This is a genomic window from Hyphococcus lacteus, assembly GCF_041058985.1.
GTDB classification, from domain to species: domain Bacteria; phylum Pseudomonadota; class Alphaproteobacteria; order Caulobacterales; family Parvularculaceae; genus Hyphococcus; species Hyphococcus lacteus.
On the sequence record NZ_JBEHZE010000001.1, the window covers coordinates 793,895 to 811,092 of the forward strand.

Below are 17,198 nucleotides of genomic sequence, written 5' to 3' on the forward strand. Positions count from 1 at the left end.
TAAGGGACGGGAGAGAGCAGGTATTAGCTTTCTTGAGGATATATGAGCGTAACAACGAAGAACGTCATGAAATCGTGCGGCGCGGTATTGACCGCCCTTGGCGCTGTTTTCACAGCTCCAGCGAACGCCGCCGATAAAACGGCCAATGACATTTCTAAACCTGTGGTCGTCGAGCTATTTTTATCGCAATCTTGTATCCGCTGCCCAAAGGCCGCGGAGCTTTTTCCAAAAACCGCCGCGCGGGACAATGTCGTCGCGTTAAGCTGGCATGTTGACTATTGGAACATGACCAACACACGCCATGGTCGATGGACGGACCCATTTTCAAAAGCCGAATACACCGCGCGTCAAAAAAATTATAACGCCAATATTCGCCACCGCAGCTCAGTTTACACACCCCAGATCGTCGTCAATGGCGCAGCCGAAACCGTTGGTGCAGTCCCCGAAAAAATCTATGCACTCATTGAAAGTGCAGACGCGCAAGTCCCGTCGGTTGTCGCCTCGCGTGAAGACAACATGTTAAACTTTACAGTTGGTCAATCAGACGATGGCGGGAATGCGTACCTCGTCACATTCATACGCCACGCCAATACCGACATTACATCTGGCGGCAACAAAGGCATGACCTTTGATGAAATCAATGTGGTCACCGACATGAAGCCTTTAGGAATTGTGCGGCGCAGAGGCGGCACCCTAAGCATCAATCAAACGCTGGCTGAAAACGAAGGGTGTGCGCTGATCGTGCAGTCACCGCAGCAAGGCGCAATCATCACCGCAGCCTACTGCCCAGCCTGACACGACCGTTTCCTATCGCCGCGCGTATTTGTCGGTCGCTTTTACCAGCGCATCCACAATACCGGCTTCGCTTGCGGCGTGACCCGCATCAAGAATGAGATTGAAATCGGCTTCTGGCCAACCTTTGTGTAACTCCCACGCCGTTTTCATGGGGGTGACGACATCGTAGCGTCCCTGCACGATGACGCCCGGTATATGACGTATACGGTCCAAATTGGCGAGAATCTGATCGTCACGCTCAAAAAATCCGCCATGCTGAAAATAGTGACATTCGATCCGGGCAAAGGCGAGCGCAAACTGATCGCTGGCGAATACCTGCATTCGTTCTGGGGACGGCATCAAGCTGACCGTTCCGCCTTCCCAAAGGCTCCACGCGCGGGCGGCACGGATTTGTTCTTTCTCGTCATCACCCGTCAAGCGTTTGTAATAGGCACCAATCATGTCGCCGCGCTCGGCCTCAGGGATCGGCGCAAGATAATCCTCCCATGCATCAGGGAAAATCCAACTTGCCCCTTCCTGATAAAACCATTCAAGTTCAGCCCGACGTAGCGTGAAAATTCCGCGCAACACCAGTTCCGACACCTTATCCGGGTGGGACTGGGCATAAGCCAGCGCCAAGGTTGAGCCCCACGAGCCCCCAAAGACCTGCCATGTCTCAACCCCAAGACGCGCACGTAGCGCTTCCATGTCGTCAATCAGCGTCCATGTGGTGTTATCCCTCAGTTCCGCATGGGGGCGCGATTTACCACAACCCCGTTGATCGAAAAGGATAATTCGGTATCGCGCGGGGTTGAAATAACGCCGCATCGACGGCGTCGTACCACCGCCCGGTCCACCATGACAGACGACAACGGGCTTACCATCTGGCGCACCGGATACCTCGTAATAAATCTCGTGCAGGTCCGAAACCCGGAGCATTCCGGACTCGGTCGGTTCTATCGGAGGGTATAAAATGCTCAACTCGGACATTTCCATGCTGACAATAACGATTTGTTAGGTTAGCCTTTAGTGGGGAGAGACGTGTGTAACAAGTCTTTCAGTGGAGTCGTGTTTTGTACAAACTGAGTTCCGGACCACATTCCGGGATCGTTGGCGGTTTTGCCGCGGCACTGATGGTGTTAGTCAGTGGCTGTGCCGTTAATCCCATCGCGTCCCATGCAGACCACAAAACTGTTTCAGAGCGCGATTTGCTCGCGGACGCAGCACATGCGGTCGAATCTGCACCATGGCCAAAACCGCAATCCACATCGTTTGTCTCACGCATCACCGGCGCTGATGATGATGATCGTATGACCCGCAGTGAAGCGATTGATATTTATCTTGAAGGCCTTGAGCCTGCGGGCCAGCGCTTCACGAAATTGGCGCAAGACGCCCAGATCAATTTGATTGCCGCCGAACGGTTAGATTTTGTCGCGCAAAATGCATTGTCTGCACCACGCCTTACGATGAGCGACGTCTCGACCGTGGAAACCGCAATCAAAGCGCTACGCGAGAATCGCCAAATCTATATCAATGCCGCAAAACAAATCGAAAAAAGCGGCGAGACCATCGCACCCGAAGAAATTGATGCCATTCGCACCGCTTATAGCACCGCGATCCGCAAGCTTGGCCTTACGGCTGATGCTCTTGCAGACCGAATTGACGATGATCGTAGCGAAACAGTGGCGCAACCCGCACCACGCTACCGGAAAAATTTCTCCGGCGTTTAAGCGCCGCGCGCATTCGTTTTATTCAGCAGCCTCAATACCTTTTTCACCGATTGCAGCGACGCCTTCGACATAGGCCTGGCGCTTTTGCTTGTTGATCTCATCGCACTCTGCAGCGCGCTCAACGTCATTGCGCGAAAGTTCATCATAATCGGTATCAGCAAACCCAATCACGCCCATATCAGTATAGGCTGATTGGATTTTATCAGACCACAAACCAATATCGCGCACGATCGGCACAATGCGCTGGAATAGCATCGAACGGAAATGGCGCTGAAATTCTGAATTTTTCTGGGCTTCGACAACCTCGTCCACGGGCAGGTCGAGCGTTTCGTAGAGCTCTTTTGACTCGAACCGGTCGCGCATATGATAACACGCCTCGACCAAAAATTCTTCGCGCTCGTCGCGTTCTTTTTGTGTGAGCTGCGGATAATATTCCTTGAGCGTAAGTCGTCCAAAGGCCACATGACGCGACTCGTCTTCCATCACATAGGCATTCACCTGTTGCGATAGCTGGTTCTTTGAAATGTCGCGAATATTCCCGAATGCCGCAAGCGCCAACCCTTCGATCACCACCTGCATCGCCAGATAGGTCATATCCCACCGCGAATCCCGTAGCGCTTGATCAACAAGCGTCTGGAGCGGCTTTGTCATCGGATAGGCAACGCCCATGATCCCGAGATATTTTTTGTAGGCTTCCACATGGCGCGCTTCGTCCATGACCTGTGTTGACGCATAGAATTTTGCGTCGAGGTCCGGCACTTGCTGAACAATTTTTGCGGCACAAATAAGCGCGGCTTGTTCACCTTGCATGAATTGCGACATCGTCCATGCTTGGGAATGGCGACGGAACTCGGCCTGTTCCTTTTTGTTCATCTTGGCCCAGACCGGGGTGTGGTAAATCCCGCTTAGCTCGTCGGGCAATTCCATCGGATTATCGGGATCAAGCTCTAACGTCCAATCGATGCGGTTTAGCGCATCCCACTGCATGTCTTTGCCCTTTTGATAAAGGTGCATCATCTGCTTGCGGCCGTCGTCATATTCCCAATCAAACGCAGCCTCAAAATCCTGTGGAACTGTCCAGCAGGGGTCTATATCTGGGATTGGATAAAGTTGGCGCAGGGACGTCATGGGTTTTCCTCCCGTCTCCGTGCGCGGTGCATATTATGTCTGTGCGCACGCCTGTTTCAAATCACAGGCGTACACTACTCAGTTTACTTTTTGAAAGTCAATATACGTACGATCAAATTGATCGCCCTTTACCGCCTAGCTTAATCGTCTTTTTTCTCAAGCGGCACGCCATATAGCTCAAGCCGGTGATCAACCAATTTAAAACCATGTTGCTCTGCAATACGTTTTTGCAGGGCCTCAATTTCTTCGTTCATAAACTCAATGACCTTACCCGATCGTAGGTCGATCAAATGGTCATGGTGATCATCAGTCGCCTCTTCATAGCGCGCACGGCCATCCTGAAAGTCGTGACGCTCGACGACGCCAGCCTCTTCGAACAAGCGCATAGTGCGATAGACAGTCGCGATTGAAATATTTGAATCAATCTCAGTAGAGCGCCGGTGGATTTCTTCAACATCCGGATGATCTTCAGCAACTGACAAAACCCGCGCGATAACGCGGCGTTGCTCTGTCATACGCATGCCTTTTTCAACACAAATTTTTTCGAGCCGGTCCATCATATGTGCTCCTTTTCAGCATAGCCAGTTGCAATTGGTGCCTTTATTGCCGTGGCCGCTCGCGCTTGCAACTCATAACGGAGCGATAATGCGGATTTAGAGATCCAATGCCATCACGGCGGCGTCGCCGCCATCGCGATAATATTGTTTTCGCGCACCGATCGTCGCGAACCCGGCCCGCATATAAAGCGCGAGGGCCGAAGAATTGGCGGCATCAACCTCAAGAAACAGCTTTTGCGCGCCGCCATCACGTGCCGCCTTTATGACCGCATCCAATAACGCTTCGCCCAGTCCGCCACCACGCGCGGTCGGGGCAACCCCGATGGTGAGTATCTCGGCCTGTTCGCCAAGGTCACGCCACAACGCAAAACCCAATGGCGGCGCTTCTACAGATATCTGGCCACCCAATAGGACCGTCACGCCAGACGCAACAAAACTCGCCTTAACGCTGTCTTCACCCCAACTTCTCGCGTCAAACGCGAGGGCTTCCAACGCAACCAATGTGTCAGCATCTTCGGTTTTCGCCGTCCAAATTCGCCATCCACTCATCTGGGCGCAGATCCCGAAAATAAGCCCGGCTTGCCCGGTTTGGCGTCAGGCACCCGAAGATAGAGCGGGGCCGGCGGCAACGCTGAGCGCGGGGCTGCAAGCGCTAATTGGGCAACAATTTTAGCATCAATTTGGCTTTTTGTCGCCTGTCGCTGCCAGTTGTCTGGAAGGTCGCCAAGCAGCGCGGCCCCAGAGCCAACAATCGTGACAGGCTCAGCCCCGGCACTTTGCCTCAATATATTCAAGCTTTGTTCGGGAGTCGAAACAAATGGTGCCGCGATCTCCGCACCATCATTTCCGTACAGTGCCGCAAAAACCTCGCCCCGGCGGGCATCAATGACGGTCGCTGTCAGTGATGTTGGCTCTACGCCTGCAGCGAGCGCCGCGAGGCTTGTCACTCCGATAATATCAATGCCTGTCCCAATACCCAGACCGCGCGCAAACGCTAAGGCGACCCGGACACCAGTAAACCCACCAGGCCCAATCACAACGCCGACCCGGTCAAGGTCGCGGAAAGTAACTCCCGCCTCCTTCACCGCCAACGCCGCCATCGGTGCCAAATGTTCGGCGTGGCCGCGCTCCATATCCACGGACTTATCCGCGAGCACGTCATCACCCCTTAGAATAGCCACCGAGCAGCGTTGCAACGCCGTATCAAGACCCATGATCAACATGGGCACTTCCTAGCCCTGAGCGGGTGGTGTCGCAAAGCGGAAAATCAGTCGAGGACAAAATGAACGCCATCCCCATGAATGACCCACGCCAGTTTCAATTCGACCTGCCGTCAAACAGCATACCCCCTGCCCCCCTAAACGAAGTTATTCATCGCCGCGCCTGGGCCGCGGCCCCGCTATCAACCAGCCCCCGCGAAAACCCGGACATCGAATTGATTGTAATTCACGCCACCGCAGGATCGACCACGGATGGTGCCGTATCGGTCATGGCCGAAGGGCGCGCGAGTTTTCATTGGGCTGTCCCCGGCCCGAGCGAAGCAGAGCATGAGGCATTTGTCTGGGCATGTGCGCCGGAAACCCGCGCCGCATGGCATGTGCGCAATAGCTGCTGCCATTCAGCCATTTGCGCTGGCGCGCGGCGGCTCAATCATCGGTCATTAGGAATTGAAATCGTTAACACCCAGCGCGGCGCACCGTTTACCGAATGGCAAATCACAGCAACGGCAGAAATTATTCGCTATGCCCGCGCAAAATATCCGCACCTTCGCCATGTGGTCAGCCATGCACGCCTTGACCCCGTCCGCCGGACAGATCCGGGTCATTATTTTCCGTGGACAAACTTAATGGAAAGAGCACTATCAATTTAACATGGCTTTCGTGCGATCACTAATGATTGCCCGAAAAGCGCAAATGGTGGCTCGACGATTTCAAACCCTCGTAACAAATTATCCCGGAGATATGCTTCTGGGTGATAGGCGACAAAGGTTCGCGAGCCCTCTTTTACACCGCCTCTTACGACCAACGCGCCTTGATCGAACTGTGCTTGCTCATGGGGCAGTAATTGCTCGCCCGGAAGCTGCATATGAAATGCACCCAGGAAGACGCCGCCCGGTTTTAGGACGCGCTCAATCTCGGTTATCCAGTTTTCATGCCCCTCGGCGGACAAATGCGTGAAGACCGAAAGCGCATAAAGCGCATCAAAACTATCATTTTGTGCCGGCAGCGGTGGACTAAGATCGTTACGCGCAAACTGCGCGCCAGTAATATTATTTGCACACCAATTAATTGCTGCGGCGTTATAGTCAAATCCATATCGCTGATAGCGATTCGGCATATGGCGTAGCACCCGCCCAAGCCCACAGCCCCAGTCGGCAACGCGAGGTTCTTTGGCATCAACATAACCGTCGATTTTTTCTTGAATTGCGGCGGCGGTCGCCTGTCCCGTTTTCCAATAAAGCTCAAACGAGGTGTGGCGATACATATCGTGCATCCACCATAAAGGCGGCTGCACGAATTCAGGGCGACGTTCGAGAAACTTCTGATTGCTGGCGGCACTTTGCCATTTCGACCGAACAAACCGAACAGCATCAAGCGCTGGTAACAGCCCTATCTTCCGCGCGAGCGCGAGAAAAGATTGCTTATTCACAGCGCGGCTACGCAAATGGATCAGAGAATTTCACAAGCATCATTAAAGTCGAGACGCGGCGAACGCGGGAACATATTTTCGTCCGTACCGTAACCAACATTACAAAGGAAATTCGCTTTGATGGTCGTACCTTTGAAAAATTCTTCGTTGACACCAGCTTGGTCAAACCCCGACATCGGCCCACAATCGAGTCCCAATGCCCGCGCCGCAACCATGAAATAAGCGCCCTGTAGCGTACCGTTGCGGATCGCAGTTTCTTCGATCAATGCGTCATTGCCCACAAACCAAGCTTTTGCGTCCGTATGCGGGAACAGATCGGGTAGTTTTTCATAAAACGCCAAGTCATAGCCAATGATGACACAAACCGGCGCAGCCATAGTTTTTGCGGCATTTCCTTCGGCGAGGTGTGGCTTGAGGCGCGCTTTAGCGGCGTCACTTTCAACAAAAACAAACCGCGCCGGAGAGCAATTTGCAGATGTTGGACCAAATTTGGTGAGGTCATAAACGGCCTGCATCAAGGTCGATGTGACCTTGCGGTCTTCCCAACCATTATGGGTGCGGGCATCGCGGAAGATAATGTCTAGGGCTTGGTCATTGATCATTTTATCGGACATGAGATTACTTTCCGGTTTGGGCGGTGCGCCTTACAACTCGACTATAGAGATTCTCGTATAGGATGCCGCGCGGGGGCTCAACCGCTTAAGCGCAATGCCTGAGCCTATGCGACCGCTTCAACGCTGACCACTTCGGGCACATAGTGTTTAAGCATATTCTCAATACCGGATTTCAACGTCATGGTTGAGGATGGACACCCCGCACACGCCCCTTGCATCGCCAAGAATACAACCCCAGTCCGTGGTTCAAAATGCTTGAAAACAATGTCACCGCCATCAGCAGCCACCGCTGGGCGGACACGGGTTTCAATCAATTCAATAATTTGTTCCACGACCTCGCGGTCGTCGCCTTCGTAATCTTCGAGTGGCGTCGCGGGCGCTGATGTGTTTGCCTCTGCACCTTCATGCAACACCGGTATGCCCGCAGTAAGGAAATCCGCGAGCGACCCAAGGAGCGCGGGCTTAATATGAAGCCATTCAACCGCTTCAGCTTTTGTTACGGTCACGAAATCCGCGCCAAGATAAACGCCCATAACGCCATCGGTCTCGAACATCATTTGCGCTAACGGCGAAGCCGCAGCCGATTCAATGGTCGGAAAATCAATACCCATAGCTCCAGCTCCAAGGATAGCGCGTCCGGGCACAAATTTCATTGATTGCGGGTTTGGTGTGTCTTCAGTCTGGATAAACATGGAGCGGCCTTTTCTATTCCTACGGTCTAGCTAGTCACCACAGGCCACTAGCGCAAGGCATCAAAGCCAGTGGTTCTCATCCCTCGCGCAATTCTGATCACGAAAAAACAAACCAGTATTATGGTAGCTTTTGCGAATTATAATAAGAATCATTATCACTTGTGTTGATAATCATTCTCATTTGCGTTACTGCGCTGCAATATTCAACAGTAAATTTGCAGGGGACTTCGCAATGAAAAGCGGTACCAAACAACCAAAAACACTAAGACATCTCGCGCGGGCTAGCACATTGGCTGGACTTGCAGGTGCAAGCATCGCCCCGTCGCTTGCACAGGACATCGAGAAAGACGAAGTCATTGTGGAGGGCGAGCGCCACGGCTCTAACCCTTATGCTGATCCAGAGGCACCATACAAAATTGACCGTTCTTCGTCATCGAAACTCACGGAAAGTCTTTTAAACACGGCGAAATCAATCGCAGTTTTGCCAAAAGAGCTCATCGAAGATTCGGGCGCACGTACCTTCCGCGATGTTGTTCGCACGCAGCCGGGTGTCACGATCGGTACTGGCGAAGGCGGTAACGCATTCGGCGACAGAATTTTCATTCGCGGTTTTGATGCGCGTAACGACGTCTATATCGACGGCGTCCGCGATCCGGGTGTTGTCTCACGCGAGATTTTTGCCGTTGAGCAAATCGAAATTCTAAAAGGTCCATCAGGTGCATTTGCCGGACGCGGTTCCACAGGTGGTGCCGTAAGCCTTGTTTCAAAAGCACCAAAATTCGAAAACTTTGGCGATGTCGAAGCCAGTTATGACACCGAAAACTCTGTACGGCTTACCGGTGACATCAACCATGCGCTGAGTGAGACACTCGCCATCCGTGTCAACGGTCTTTTCCATGATGGCGAAACCGCTGGTCGCGACGAAGTCTATAATGATCGTTGGGGTGCCGCAGCTGCAATCCTCTTTACACCCACAGAAAACCTCGCCTTGAGCCTTGATTATTATCATCTCGAAACTGAGGATATGCCGGATTATGGCGTTCCATACGACGTCGCAAACAACGAACCGTTTCAAGTTGATCGCAACAATTTTTACGGCCTCGTCAATCGTGACTTCCGCGAAACATTTGCAAATGTTTACACCGGAAAAGTCGAATACTCACCGAGTGAAATTGCGACCATTAAAAGCGTCGTTCGTTACGGAAAAACCGGCAATTCCTATGTTGTATCCGCGCCAGAGCGCCCTGACACATCAGATGCGGACCCGGCGAATTGGACTGTTCGCGCCAATCCGAAAAACCGGAATTCGGTCAATGATTACTTTGCCAATCAAACCGATGCGACGGTTGAAATTAATACTGGTAGCCTTGAACATACAATCGTCGCCGGGTTTGAAATCAGCCGGGAAACGATCGAAAACCGCCCATTTGGATTCCTCGATTCCGAAGATCCTTCGACGGGCTTGGACATTTCTCCGTTTACGGTATTTCAAAACCTTTATAACCCTGATCCATTCGTAGCGTGGCCGTTCCAAGTAGAGGAAAGTGGTGCCTATTCCGTCGCTGACATTAAATCCGACGCGTTGTATTTTCTTGATACAATTAAATTCAATGAAGCCTTTAGCGTATTTGGTGGTATGCGATATGACTTCTATCGTATCGACGTTGAATCCGTTGGCGGTCGCGGGGCTGGCGAATTCAGCAATAACAGCAATTTCCTGAACTGGCATTTGGGCGCGGTCTATAAGCCAGCCGAGAATGCATCAATTTATGCGTCCTACGGATCATCATCCAATCCATCGGGCGAACAAGTAGATGGTCTTGGTGATGCGTATGGCGGCATTACGACCTCGACCGAAAACCTAGACCCTGAGCGCAACAAGTCTTTTGAAATTGGCGCAAAATGGAATGTCTTAGACGAACATCTAGCTTTGACGGCCGCAGTCTATCGCACCAACAAAACCGATGCGCGCGTCCAAGGAATCGATGGCGTTTTCACACTTGAGGGCGAACAACGAGTTCAAGGGGTTGAGCTTGGCTTCTCTGGTCAGGTCACAAAACAATGGAGCGTCCATGGCGGGCTTTCACTACTCGAAGCCGAAATCACGGACTCGCCTGACCCAACAGAGATCGGTGCAAGATTGCCCAATATTGCCGAGACAAGTTTTAACCTTTTGACACGTTACCAAGTCACGAGCCGCTTTCATCTTGGTGGACAAGCAACCTATGAGGGCGAACGCGTTGGCGGATCAGTTGCAGATCGCGGAACCGCAATTCCCGGCTATTGGCGTTTCGACGCTTTTGGTGGATATCGCGTTACCGATAATGTCGAAGTTTCATTCAATCTCGTCAACGCAGCGGACAAACTCTATTATGATGCGCTTTACCGCTCCGGTACGCCATTTGCCTATATTGCACCTGGCCGTTCCGCGATGTTTACCGTTGATGTCGATTTTTAAGGCCTAGAAAATATGTTGACCACAATCCCGGATGTTCTATCGGCTGACGAGCTCGCAATGTTTCGCGACAGGCTTGATCGGGCATCCTGGGTTGATGGTCGGCAAACCGCCGGCACACAATCAGCCCTAACAAAACGAAACCAGCAACTGGACGAAGCGTCAGCGACCGCCCAACAGCTTGGTGGCTTGGTCCTCGACGCCCTTGGGCGCAACGGACTTTTCGTGTCAGCCGCGCTTCCCAACAAAATCTTTCCGCCTTTGTTCAATAAATATGAAGGCGGCGAGACTTTCGGTGCCCATGTGGACAATGCGATAAGGGGGGTCAAAGGCACGCCGGTTCGTATTCGAACCGATTTATCTGCGACCCTCTTTATCTCATCGCCCGACGAATATGATGGCGGCGAATTGATCATCGAAACCGGATTTGGCGTTCAGGAAGTCAAGCTCCCTGCTGGGCATCTTGTGCTTTACCCTTCGACCAGCCTTCATTCTGTGACACCGGTCACGCGCGGTGCTCGCATCGCGAGCTTTTTTTGGTTGCAAAGCATGGTCCGATCAAACGAAGACCGCGCCACGCTTTTTGATCTCGACCAATCGATTCAAACTTTGGGATCTGAGCGCGGCATGAATGACCCGGCGGTCCTGACCCTTTCAGGGGTTTATCACAACCTATTGCGTCGCTTTGCCGATACTTAAGCAACGTTCACCAAGTTTATTGTACCGAACCAGCGAAAACCTGCGGTCTCAGGATTGCAGCCCCATGTTGAGCCGCGTATGCCTGAATAGATAACCATCGGGCATTAGACGGATTATCATGGACGACAACACAACAAAATTCACAGATCAGGAAGCACTCGATTTTCACAGCCGGGGCAAGCCGGGGAAATTAGAGATTAACCCTACAAAGCCTATGGCGACCCAACGCGATCTTTCGCTTGCTTATTCGCCAGGTGTTGCTGTGCCTGTTCAGAAGATCGCCGATGACCCCGATAGTGCTTATGACTACACCTCTAAAGGCAATATGGTCGGCGTTATATCAAATGGCACAGCCATCCTTGGTATGGGCGATCTTGGCGCGCTGGCATCAAAGCCGGTCATGGAAGGAAAGTCGGTTCTCTTTAAGCGCTTTGCCGATATCGACTCTGTCGATCTCGAGGTCGATACCAAAGACCCTGATGCTTTTATCAATGCTGTGCGCTATCTCGGCCCGGCCTTTGGCGGGATCAATCTCGAAGACATTGCGGCCCCCGACAGCTTTATTATTGAACAGCGCCTCAAAGAGCTGATGGATATCCCGGTTTTTCATGATGACCAACACGGAACAGCCATCATCGCCGCCGCCGGACTATTGAATGCACTCGATCTAACCGGGCGCTCGATCAAAGACGCAAAAATCGCGGTTTCCGGTGCCGGGTCGGCTGCGCTTTCCGTAATCGGCCTCGTCAAGGCAATGGGTGTGCCCCATGAAAATGCGCTGGTCTGCGATTCCGGTGGTGTTCTTTATAAAGGGCGAAAGCTTGATCAGTGGCACTCGGCCCACGCTGTTGATACAGACAAACGCACCCTCGCCGAAGCGATGGATGGCGCAGATATCTGTATCGGGCTGTCGGTCGCCGGGGCGATCTCTAAAGACATGATCAAGTCCATGGCCAAAAACCCAATCATTTTTGTGATGGCCAATCCAAAGCCTGAGATCCTGCCCGAAGAAATTCGTGAGGTGCGTAGCGATGCGATCATCGCCACTGGTCGCTCTGACTACGCCAATCAGGTCAACAATGTGCTCGGCTTTCCTTACATTTTCCGTGGCGCGCTAGACGTCCGAGCACGGACAATTAATGACGAAATGAAAATTGCATGCGCCCGTGCGCTGGCTAAACTCGCGCGCGAAGATGTTCCCGACGAGGTCGCTGCCGCCTATGGCACGCGCCTACGGTACGGGCCGGGTTATATTATTCCGACACCATTCGACCCACGTTTGATTTCAGAAATTCCACCCGCCGTCGCAAAAGCCGCGATGGACACCGGCGTTGCGCGCAAACCAATCGAAGATTTTTCGACCTATAAAAACTCGCTCGCAGCGCGGCTCGACCCATCAGCATCGTTCCTTCAGAAAATTTATTCCAGCCTGCGCGGCTGCGAAAAACCTAAACGTATTGTTTTTTCCGAAGGTGAAGAAGAGGCTGTGGTCCGCGCAGCCTATGCCTTCCAGCAAGAGGGTTTGGGAACACCCGTTCTAATTGGCCGCGATGATCACATTAAAAATGCGCTCGCTGATGCTGGCTTGCCGGTCAATCATGAATTCGAGACCTACCATTCGCGCACATCGCCCCACAACGAGCTGTATACGAAGTATCTTTATAAGCGGCTTCAGCGCAAAGGACACCTCTATCGCGATGCGCAACGCCTCGTGAATACCGACCGAAATGTCTACGCGGCCTGTATGTTGGCCCACGGCCACGCTGATGGCATGGTCACGGGGGTGACCCGTCACTACGACGTGGCGCTGTCAAATGTTCGGTTGGCCCTTGATCCGCGCCCCGGCGAGCGCATGGTCGGTGTATCTATCATTCTGACCAAAAACCGAACTTTGTTTGTTGCCGATACAAACGTCACGGAATTACCCGGTCCGAAAGACCTTGCCGAAATTGCCATGCAGGTTGCGCACGCCGCACGGCATATGGGCTTTCCGCCAAAGGTGGCTTTCGTCTCCTATTCGAATTTCGGTAATCCTGATACGGAACATTCTCGCCGCGTTGCGGGCGCAGTTGAAATTCTTGATCGGCGCATGGATGTTGACTTCGAATATGAAGGCGAGATGACCCCGCGCATGGCACTGAACGAGAACTTCCGCGAGCTTTACCCGTTCTCCCGCCTCAAAGGCGAAGCCAATGTGTTGATTACGCCCGGCGTTCACTCGGCGGCAATCTCAACCAAGCTATTGGGCGAAATCGGCGGCGCGCTCGTTCTCGGGCCAGTCCTGATCGGGCTTGAACGGCCAGTTCAAATTGCACAGGTCGGTGCCGGCGTGAACGACATCGTCACCCTTGCAGCCATGGCCGCTTATGAGCTGGACGCCGAACACCGTAGCTGGGCCGAGAAAAAGGCCTAAACGGTCTGATTGAATTGTTTCTGTAGAATAAAGTAGAGATAATTTTCTTGTCTACCTTTACTTTATTTAATAATCTCTCTTCTTAGGGGGGAATATGACTTTATTCAATACATTCCGTACGGCATTGGTGTGTTCGGTTTTGGCATCACTTCTGACCAGCGCATCGGCCCAAGATGCTGCTTATGAATACGCGCCTAATCAGTTCACCGACAAGATTGATCTGGCGCGGGGAAGCATTTCACCCATTGGCGATGGCGGATTCTATCTAACTGATAACGATGCTTGCCAACTGGTTGTGGCCGAATGGGGCTGGGAAAAATCTTTATGTGGTGCCGTTGATAAGATCATAATTGTTCCGTCACCGGCAATCGACACACTCCTGATCGAAATGCCGAATTCCGACGGGTATATCACCTATGACGATTGGAATCACAAAGATCGACGTAAGGAGGTCGATGCCATTTGGCAATCGCTTGAGGATAGCGTTGCCGCCCAAGGAGATACACTTGGCATTAAAATCCAAATGGATGGATGGCTCGTTGAACCAACGCTGAATACAGATAAAAATTATCTGTACTACGCAACCCGCATGACTTGGGACGGCAATCCGCAAGTCAACATCAAAGCCGCTACATTTGACCGAAAGGGCTATGTAAATTTCTTGATTATCCCGACCGATCCCGACGTGGCAGCATCCGACATTGTCGCTTTGATTGATCAGAATTTAACTGCATACGAATCGAATATGGGGATCGCCTATGCTGACTTTATCGAAGGCGATAAAGTTGCATCCTATGGCGTCCTTGGCGTATTGGCCGGACTTGTGGGCGTTAAATACAGCAAAGTGCTTGCCGCTGGCTTAGGCGCGATATTGCTAGGTTTCGCGAAGAAATTATGGTTCCTAATTTTCGCTCCGCTCGTCATTCTTTGGAACCGAGTTTTCGGCAAAAAGGGCGAATAGAAATTTCTAATCGCCAGTCTTTCGACGAAACCTTGCGGACTGTTTTTTCATAAGATTTTGCGCCCAACTGCGCGGAACCGTCCGCATCAATCCCGCTGAGAACTTATTCCAACGGCCTGGTACGTAAACGACCGGGCCATTCTCGACCGCGCGGATAGCGCCTTCGACCACTGGTTCGGCTTCCATAAACATATATTTTGGTAGTTGCGAAACGAGGCCGCGCGTAGAGTTCACATCGTGAAACTCCGAATAGGTAAAACCGGGGCATAGCGCAGACGATTTTACGCCAGTGTCTTCATTTTCGGCAGCAAGCGATTGCGCAAAGCTAACCAGAAACGCTTTGACTGGTCCGTAAAGTGTGTGCCCCGCAGAGCCAGGCACAAGGCCCGCGACGGACGCCACCTGGATAATCCGGCCGAATTTTCGCTCGAGCATGCCGGGCAAGACCAACCGCGAAAGCTGCACATAGGAATTGATCATCAATTCGAGGAAACCCCGGTGCGCAGCCCAATCATTTTCCGTGAAATAGCCGGGCATACCAAAACCCGCGTTGTTCACCAGAATATCAACGGGTGTGCCGTCAGCCTGTAGACGATCAAAAATTTCTTGGGGGGCCGACGGTGACGATAAATCCGCAACGATGGTTTTGGTTTTGACGCCGTGATCTTTTTCAAGTTCGGCCCCAAGCGCAGCCATTCGGTCTTCGCGACGCGCCACCAAAATGATATTTGTGCCCTTGGCTGCATATTGGCGCGCAAACATCGCGCCGATACCGGCTGATGCGCCCGTGATAAGCGCCCATTTTCCCTGATATTCCATAAGACCATTTCTAAGATTGCTGGTGGATTACGCCCATCATCGGATTATTGGCCAACTTGGTAAATAGCCCCGAACAGCTTTGGTTAACCGCGCGCGCCCTTTCAGCGCTAGCACAGGCTTTGCACCAGTGCTTGCGGGCGATTTCAATCGGCGCGATATTTCCCTTAACGATACATTAACGTTATACTTTAATGCCGAAATTGCGGAAATAGCATGGATAGTCTGGAATTTTTGTTGATCGTCTCTGTCTTTGGGGTGGTCGTGGTGTGGTATCTGGCGAATGTGAAAGCAGACTCGCCCGGACAGATCGGCTGGCTCGCTTTAGCCGAAGACCCCGAAACCAAAAATGCAGGTCCGCGTCGCGCCTATCGCATGAAAGACCGCCCCACGCGAACAGCCGCCGCATTTCATGACAGCCGCGCCAATAACGACCAACACAAAACCTATCGCGTGTTAGACGACGCCCAAATGCGCATGCGCTTTCGCCGTCAGGATGAAGCCCGTTACAAGGTCAAAGACAAACTACCGAAAGACGGCAAGGGTCTACCCGGCGAGCATCTCGGCGATTAGCGGTAAGCCAACCCCCATCGCAACACTGATGACCAGACCGACAAATGCTTTGCCCGCATCGGCGAACACAATCTTTGCTGTGGCTTGGGGCGACCGGATATTGTCCAGCGTTGCAATAGCGAATTCACGACCGGCGATCAGGCCCAAGAAAACCCAAGTTGTCGACATTGGAATGTCATTGAGTTCTTTGAAATAGAACAAAAGCGATGCGTAGGTGAAATCAATAATGGTCGCCGAGCGAATGTCAGAAACATTGGTTTTTGATTTTAAAATCCGTTGAACCGGGCCGCCCTGATTCCAAAACGTATAGGCCAACAACACTAAAATACCGACGACAGCGATCGACGCCTCCATCGGATTCAATGCCGCTGCACCCGTCGCATCTACGCCGCGCGGCAGGAAAATAAAGATGTTGGCGAAGTCCTGCATCAACCAGACTGCCCACAAATAACCTGTGGTTATCCACTGTAGCAGCACCCAAATCGGCGCATGTTGCTGTTCTGATGTCTTTAGAAACCAGCGCTCAATCGTTGGTGCGAGCACCGCGTAGATCACGCCCCCTGTTAAAAAAGCAACCCCATAACCAATGAGCGACTTGGTCAACATACTCTGCATGCCACCCATGGTCGCGAAAATCGCAAGCACCATAAATGTCGTCGAAACTGGAATACCTAAACGGGTCAGCAACAAAAGCATGAGCGGCGGCAAGGCGTGATACCATTGAGGCTCAAAAATTGGATATTTATCAACATTGCTCAGGCGACCAAAAGACGGGTCACCACCACTACTGATATAGCCATAAGCAAACACGACCACGAGCACGGTCGCAGCAAAAAGGAACAGCGCCCACCATGGCAAGCGCCGATTGGAATTGATGAATGTCCCTAATGTCTGCAATGCATCATTGCCGACAACAGCATAAGCCGCGAACATAAAGCCAATCGCCGCCCATAACCCAATATCAATGTCCATGCTCGACCTTTATCCGATCCGGTTGGCCGCTATAAAACCACCAACACTTAATTGGACACGCGCACGCAGCGCGCGCCCCCCTGACCTCGCGCGCACACTCTATTTTTTATGTTTCACTATTGTGACAGAACACCGATTATTTGCGAAAACCGTCAATGAATTACA

General features: G+C 52.2%; 18 protein-coding genes. 8 read left to right on the plus strand and 10 right to left on the minus strand.

Annotated features, from left to right (window positions below; all coding sequences use genetic code 11):
- Window positions 1-42: 42 nt before the first annotated feature.
- Window positions 43-795: a DUF1223 domain-containing protein gene (locus ABFZ84_RS03815; RefSeq protein WP_369312592.1), complete on the plus strand. Its 753-nt coding sequence runs from the start codon at window positions 43-45 to the stop codon at window positions 793-795.
- Between the two features lie 12 nt (window positions 796-807).
- Here the strand turns inward: ABFZ84_RS03815 and pip are convergent, their stop codons facing one another.
- Window positions 808-1,770, minus strand: a complete 963-nt coding sequence (gene pip, locus ABFZ84_RS03820; RefSeq protein WP_369312593.1) for a prolyl aminopeptidase — start codon at window positions 1,768-1,770, stop codon at window positions 808-810.
- 77 nt (window positions 1,771-1,847) lie between these two features.
- Between pip and ABFZ84_RS03825 the strand changes: the two genes are divergently transcribed.
- Window positions 1,848-2,504 (plus strand): hypothetical protein, encoded by a 657-nt coding sequence (locus tag ABFZ84_RS03825; protein WP_369312594.1) that lies wholly within the window; start codon window positions 1,848-1,850, stop codon window positions 2,502-2,504.
- 18 nt (window positions 2,505-2,522) lie between these two features.
- Here the strand turns inward: ABFZ84_RS03825 and ABFZ84_RS03830 are convergent, their stop codons facing one another.
- From ABFZ84_RS03830 to tsaB, 4 genes are all read right to left on the minus strand, one after another.
- Complete coding sequence (locus ABFZ84_RS03830) at window positions 2,523-3,632, minus strand: diiron oxygenase (protein WP_369312595.1); 1,110 nt, start codon at window positions 3,630-3,632, stop codon at window positions 2,523-2,525.
- 140 nt (window positions 3,633-3,772) lie between these two features.
- Window positions 3,773-4,189: a Fur family transcriptional regulator gene (locus ABFZ84_RS03835; RefSeq protein WP_369314535.1), complete on the minus strand. Its 417-nt coding sequence runs from the start codon at window positions 4,187-4,189 to the stop codon at window positions 3,773-3,775.
- A 96-nt stretch (window positions 4,190-4,285) separates the two neighbouring features.
- The gene (locus ABFZ84_RS03840; protein ID WP_369312596.1) at window positions 4,286-4,738 is read right to left on the minus strand and encodes a GNAT family N-acetyltransferase; all 453 of its coding nucleotides are present in this window, start codon (window positions 4,736-4,738) and stop codon (window positions 4,286-4,288) included.
- Complete coding sequence (gene tsaB / locus ABFZ84_RS03845) at window positions 4,735-5,412, minus strand: tRNA (adenosine(37)-N6)-threonylcarbamoyltransferase complex dimerization subunit type 1 TsaB (RefSeq protein ID WP_369312597.1); 678 nt, start codon at window positions 5,410-5,412, stop codon at window positions 4,735-4,737. The genes ABFZ84_RS03840 and tsaB overlap by 4 nt, the downstream gene beginning before the upstream one ends.
- A 59-nt stretch (window positions 5,413-5,471) precedes the next feature.
- Between tsaB and ABFZ84_RS03850 the strand changes: the two genes are divergently transcribed.
- A complete protein-coding gene (locus tag ABFZ84_RS03850) occupies window positions 5,472-6,059 on the plus strand; it encodes an N-acetylmuramoyl-L-alanine amidase (RefSeq protein WP_369312598.1) in 588 nt (195 codons plus the stop codon).
- Here the strand turns inward: ABFZ84_RS03850 and ABFZ84_RS03855 are convergent.
- The 3 genes from ABFZ84_RS03855 to ABFZ84_RS03865 form a co-directional block, all read right to left on the minus strand.
- On the minus strand, window positions 6,056-6,838 hold the full coding sequence (locus tag ABFZ84_RS03855) for a class I SAM-dependent methyltransferase (RefSeq protein ID WP_369312599.1): 783 nt from the start codon (window positions 6,836-6,838) through the stop codon (window positions 6,056-6,058). The genes ABFZ84_RS03850 and ABFZ84_RS03855 overlap by 4 nt on opposite strands.
- Window positions 6,839-6,858: 20 nt before the next feature.
- Entirely contained in the window at window positions 6,859-7,452 is a 594-nt protein-coding gene (locus ABFZ84_RS03860) for a malonic semialdehyde reductase (RefSeq protein WP_369312600.1), read from the minus strand.
- 104 nt (window positions 7,453-7,556) lie between these two features.
- Window positions 7,557-8,144 (minus strand): NifU family protein, encoded by a 588-nt coding sequence (locus ABFZ84_RS03865; protein WP_369312601.1) that lies wholly within the window; start codon window positions 8,142-8,144, stop codon window positions 7,557-7,559.
- A gap of 232 nt (window positions 8,145-8,376) precedes the next feature.
- Here ABFZ84_RS03865 and ABFZ84_RS03870 point away from each other — a divergent pair, with 232 nt between their 5' ends.
- The 4 genes from ABFZ84_RS03870 to ABFZ84_RS03885 all read left to right on the plus strand — a co-directional run bounded on the left by ABFZ84_RS03870 (window position 8,377) and on the right by ABFZ84_RS03885 (window position 14,672).
- A complete protein-coding gene (locus ABFZ84_RS03870; RefSeq protein WP_369312602.1) occupies window positions 8,377-10,602 on the plus strand; it encodes a TonB-dependent receptor in 2,226 nt (741 codons plus the stop codon).
- A 12-nt stretch (window positions 10,603-10,614) separates the two neighbouring features.
- A complete protein-coding gene (locus ABFZ84_RS03875; RefSeq protein ID WP_369312603.1) occupies window positions 10,615-11,298 on the plus strand; it encodes a Fe2+-dependent dioxygenase in 684 nt (227 codons plus the stop codon).
- 118 nt (window positions 11,299-11,416) lie between these two features.
- Window positions 11,417-13,711 (plus strand): NADP-dependent malic enzyme, encoded by a 2,295-nt coding sequence (locus ABFZ84_RS03880; protein ID WP_369312604.1) that lies wholly within the window; start codon window positions 11,417-11,419, stop codon window positions 13,709-13,711.
- 94 nt (window positions 13,712-13,805) lie between these two features.
- Window positions 13,806-14,672: a DUF2167 domain-containing protein gene (locus ABFZ84_RS03885; RefSeq protein ID WP_369312605.1), complete on the plus strand. Its 867-nt coding sequence runs from the start codon at window positions 13,806-13,808 to the stop codon at window positions 14,670-14,672.
- A gap of 6 nt (window positions 14,673-14,678) precedes the next feature.
- On the opposite strand, the gene ABFZ84_RS03890 is transcribed toward ABFZ84_RS03885, so the two are convergent.
- The gene (locus ABFZ84_RS03890) at window positions 14,679-15,491 is read right to left on the minus strand and encodes an SDR family NAD(P)-dependent oxidoreductase (RefSeq protein ID WP_369312606.1); all 813 of its coding nucleotides are present in this window, start codon (window positions 15,489-15,491) and stop codon (window positions 14,679-14,681) included.
- A gap of 213 nt (window positions 15,492-15,704) precedes the next feature.
- On the opposite strand from ABFZ84_RS03890, the gene ABFZ84_RS03895 reads away from it, so the two are divergent.
- Window positions 15,705-16,061, plus strand: coding sequence for a hypothetical protein (locus ABFZ84_RS03895; protein WP_369312607.1), 357 nt, complete (start codon window positions 15,705-15,707; stop codon window positions 16,059-16,061).
- Here ABFZ84_RS03895 and ABFZ84_RS03900 read toward each other — a convergent pair.
- The gene (locus ABFZ84_RS03900) at window positions 16,035-17,033 is read right to left on the minus strand and encodes a hypothetical protein (RefSeq protein ID WP_369312608.1); all 999 of its coding nucleotides are present in this window, start codon (window positions 17,031-17,033) and stop codon (window positions 16,035-16,037) included. The genes ABFZ84_RS03895 and ABFZ84_RS03900 overlap by 27 nt on opposite strands.
- Window positions 17,034-17,198: the final 165 nt, after the last annotated feature.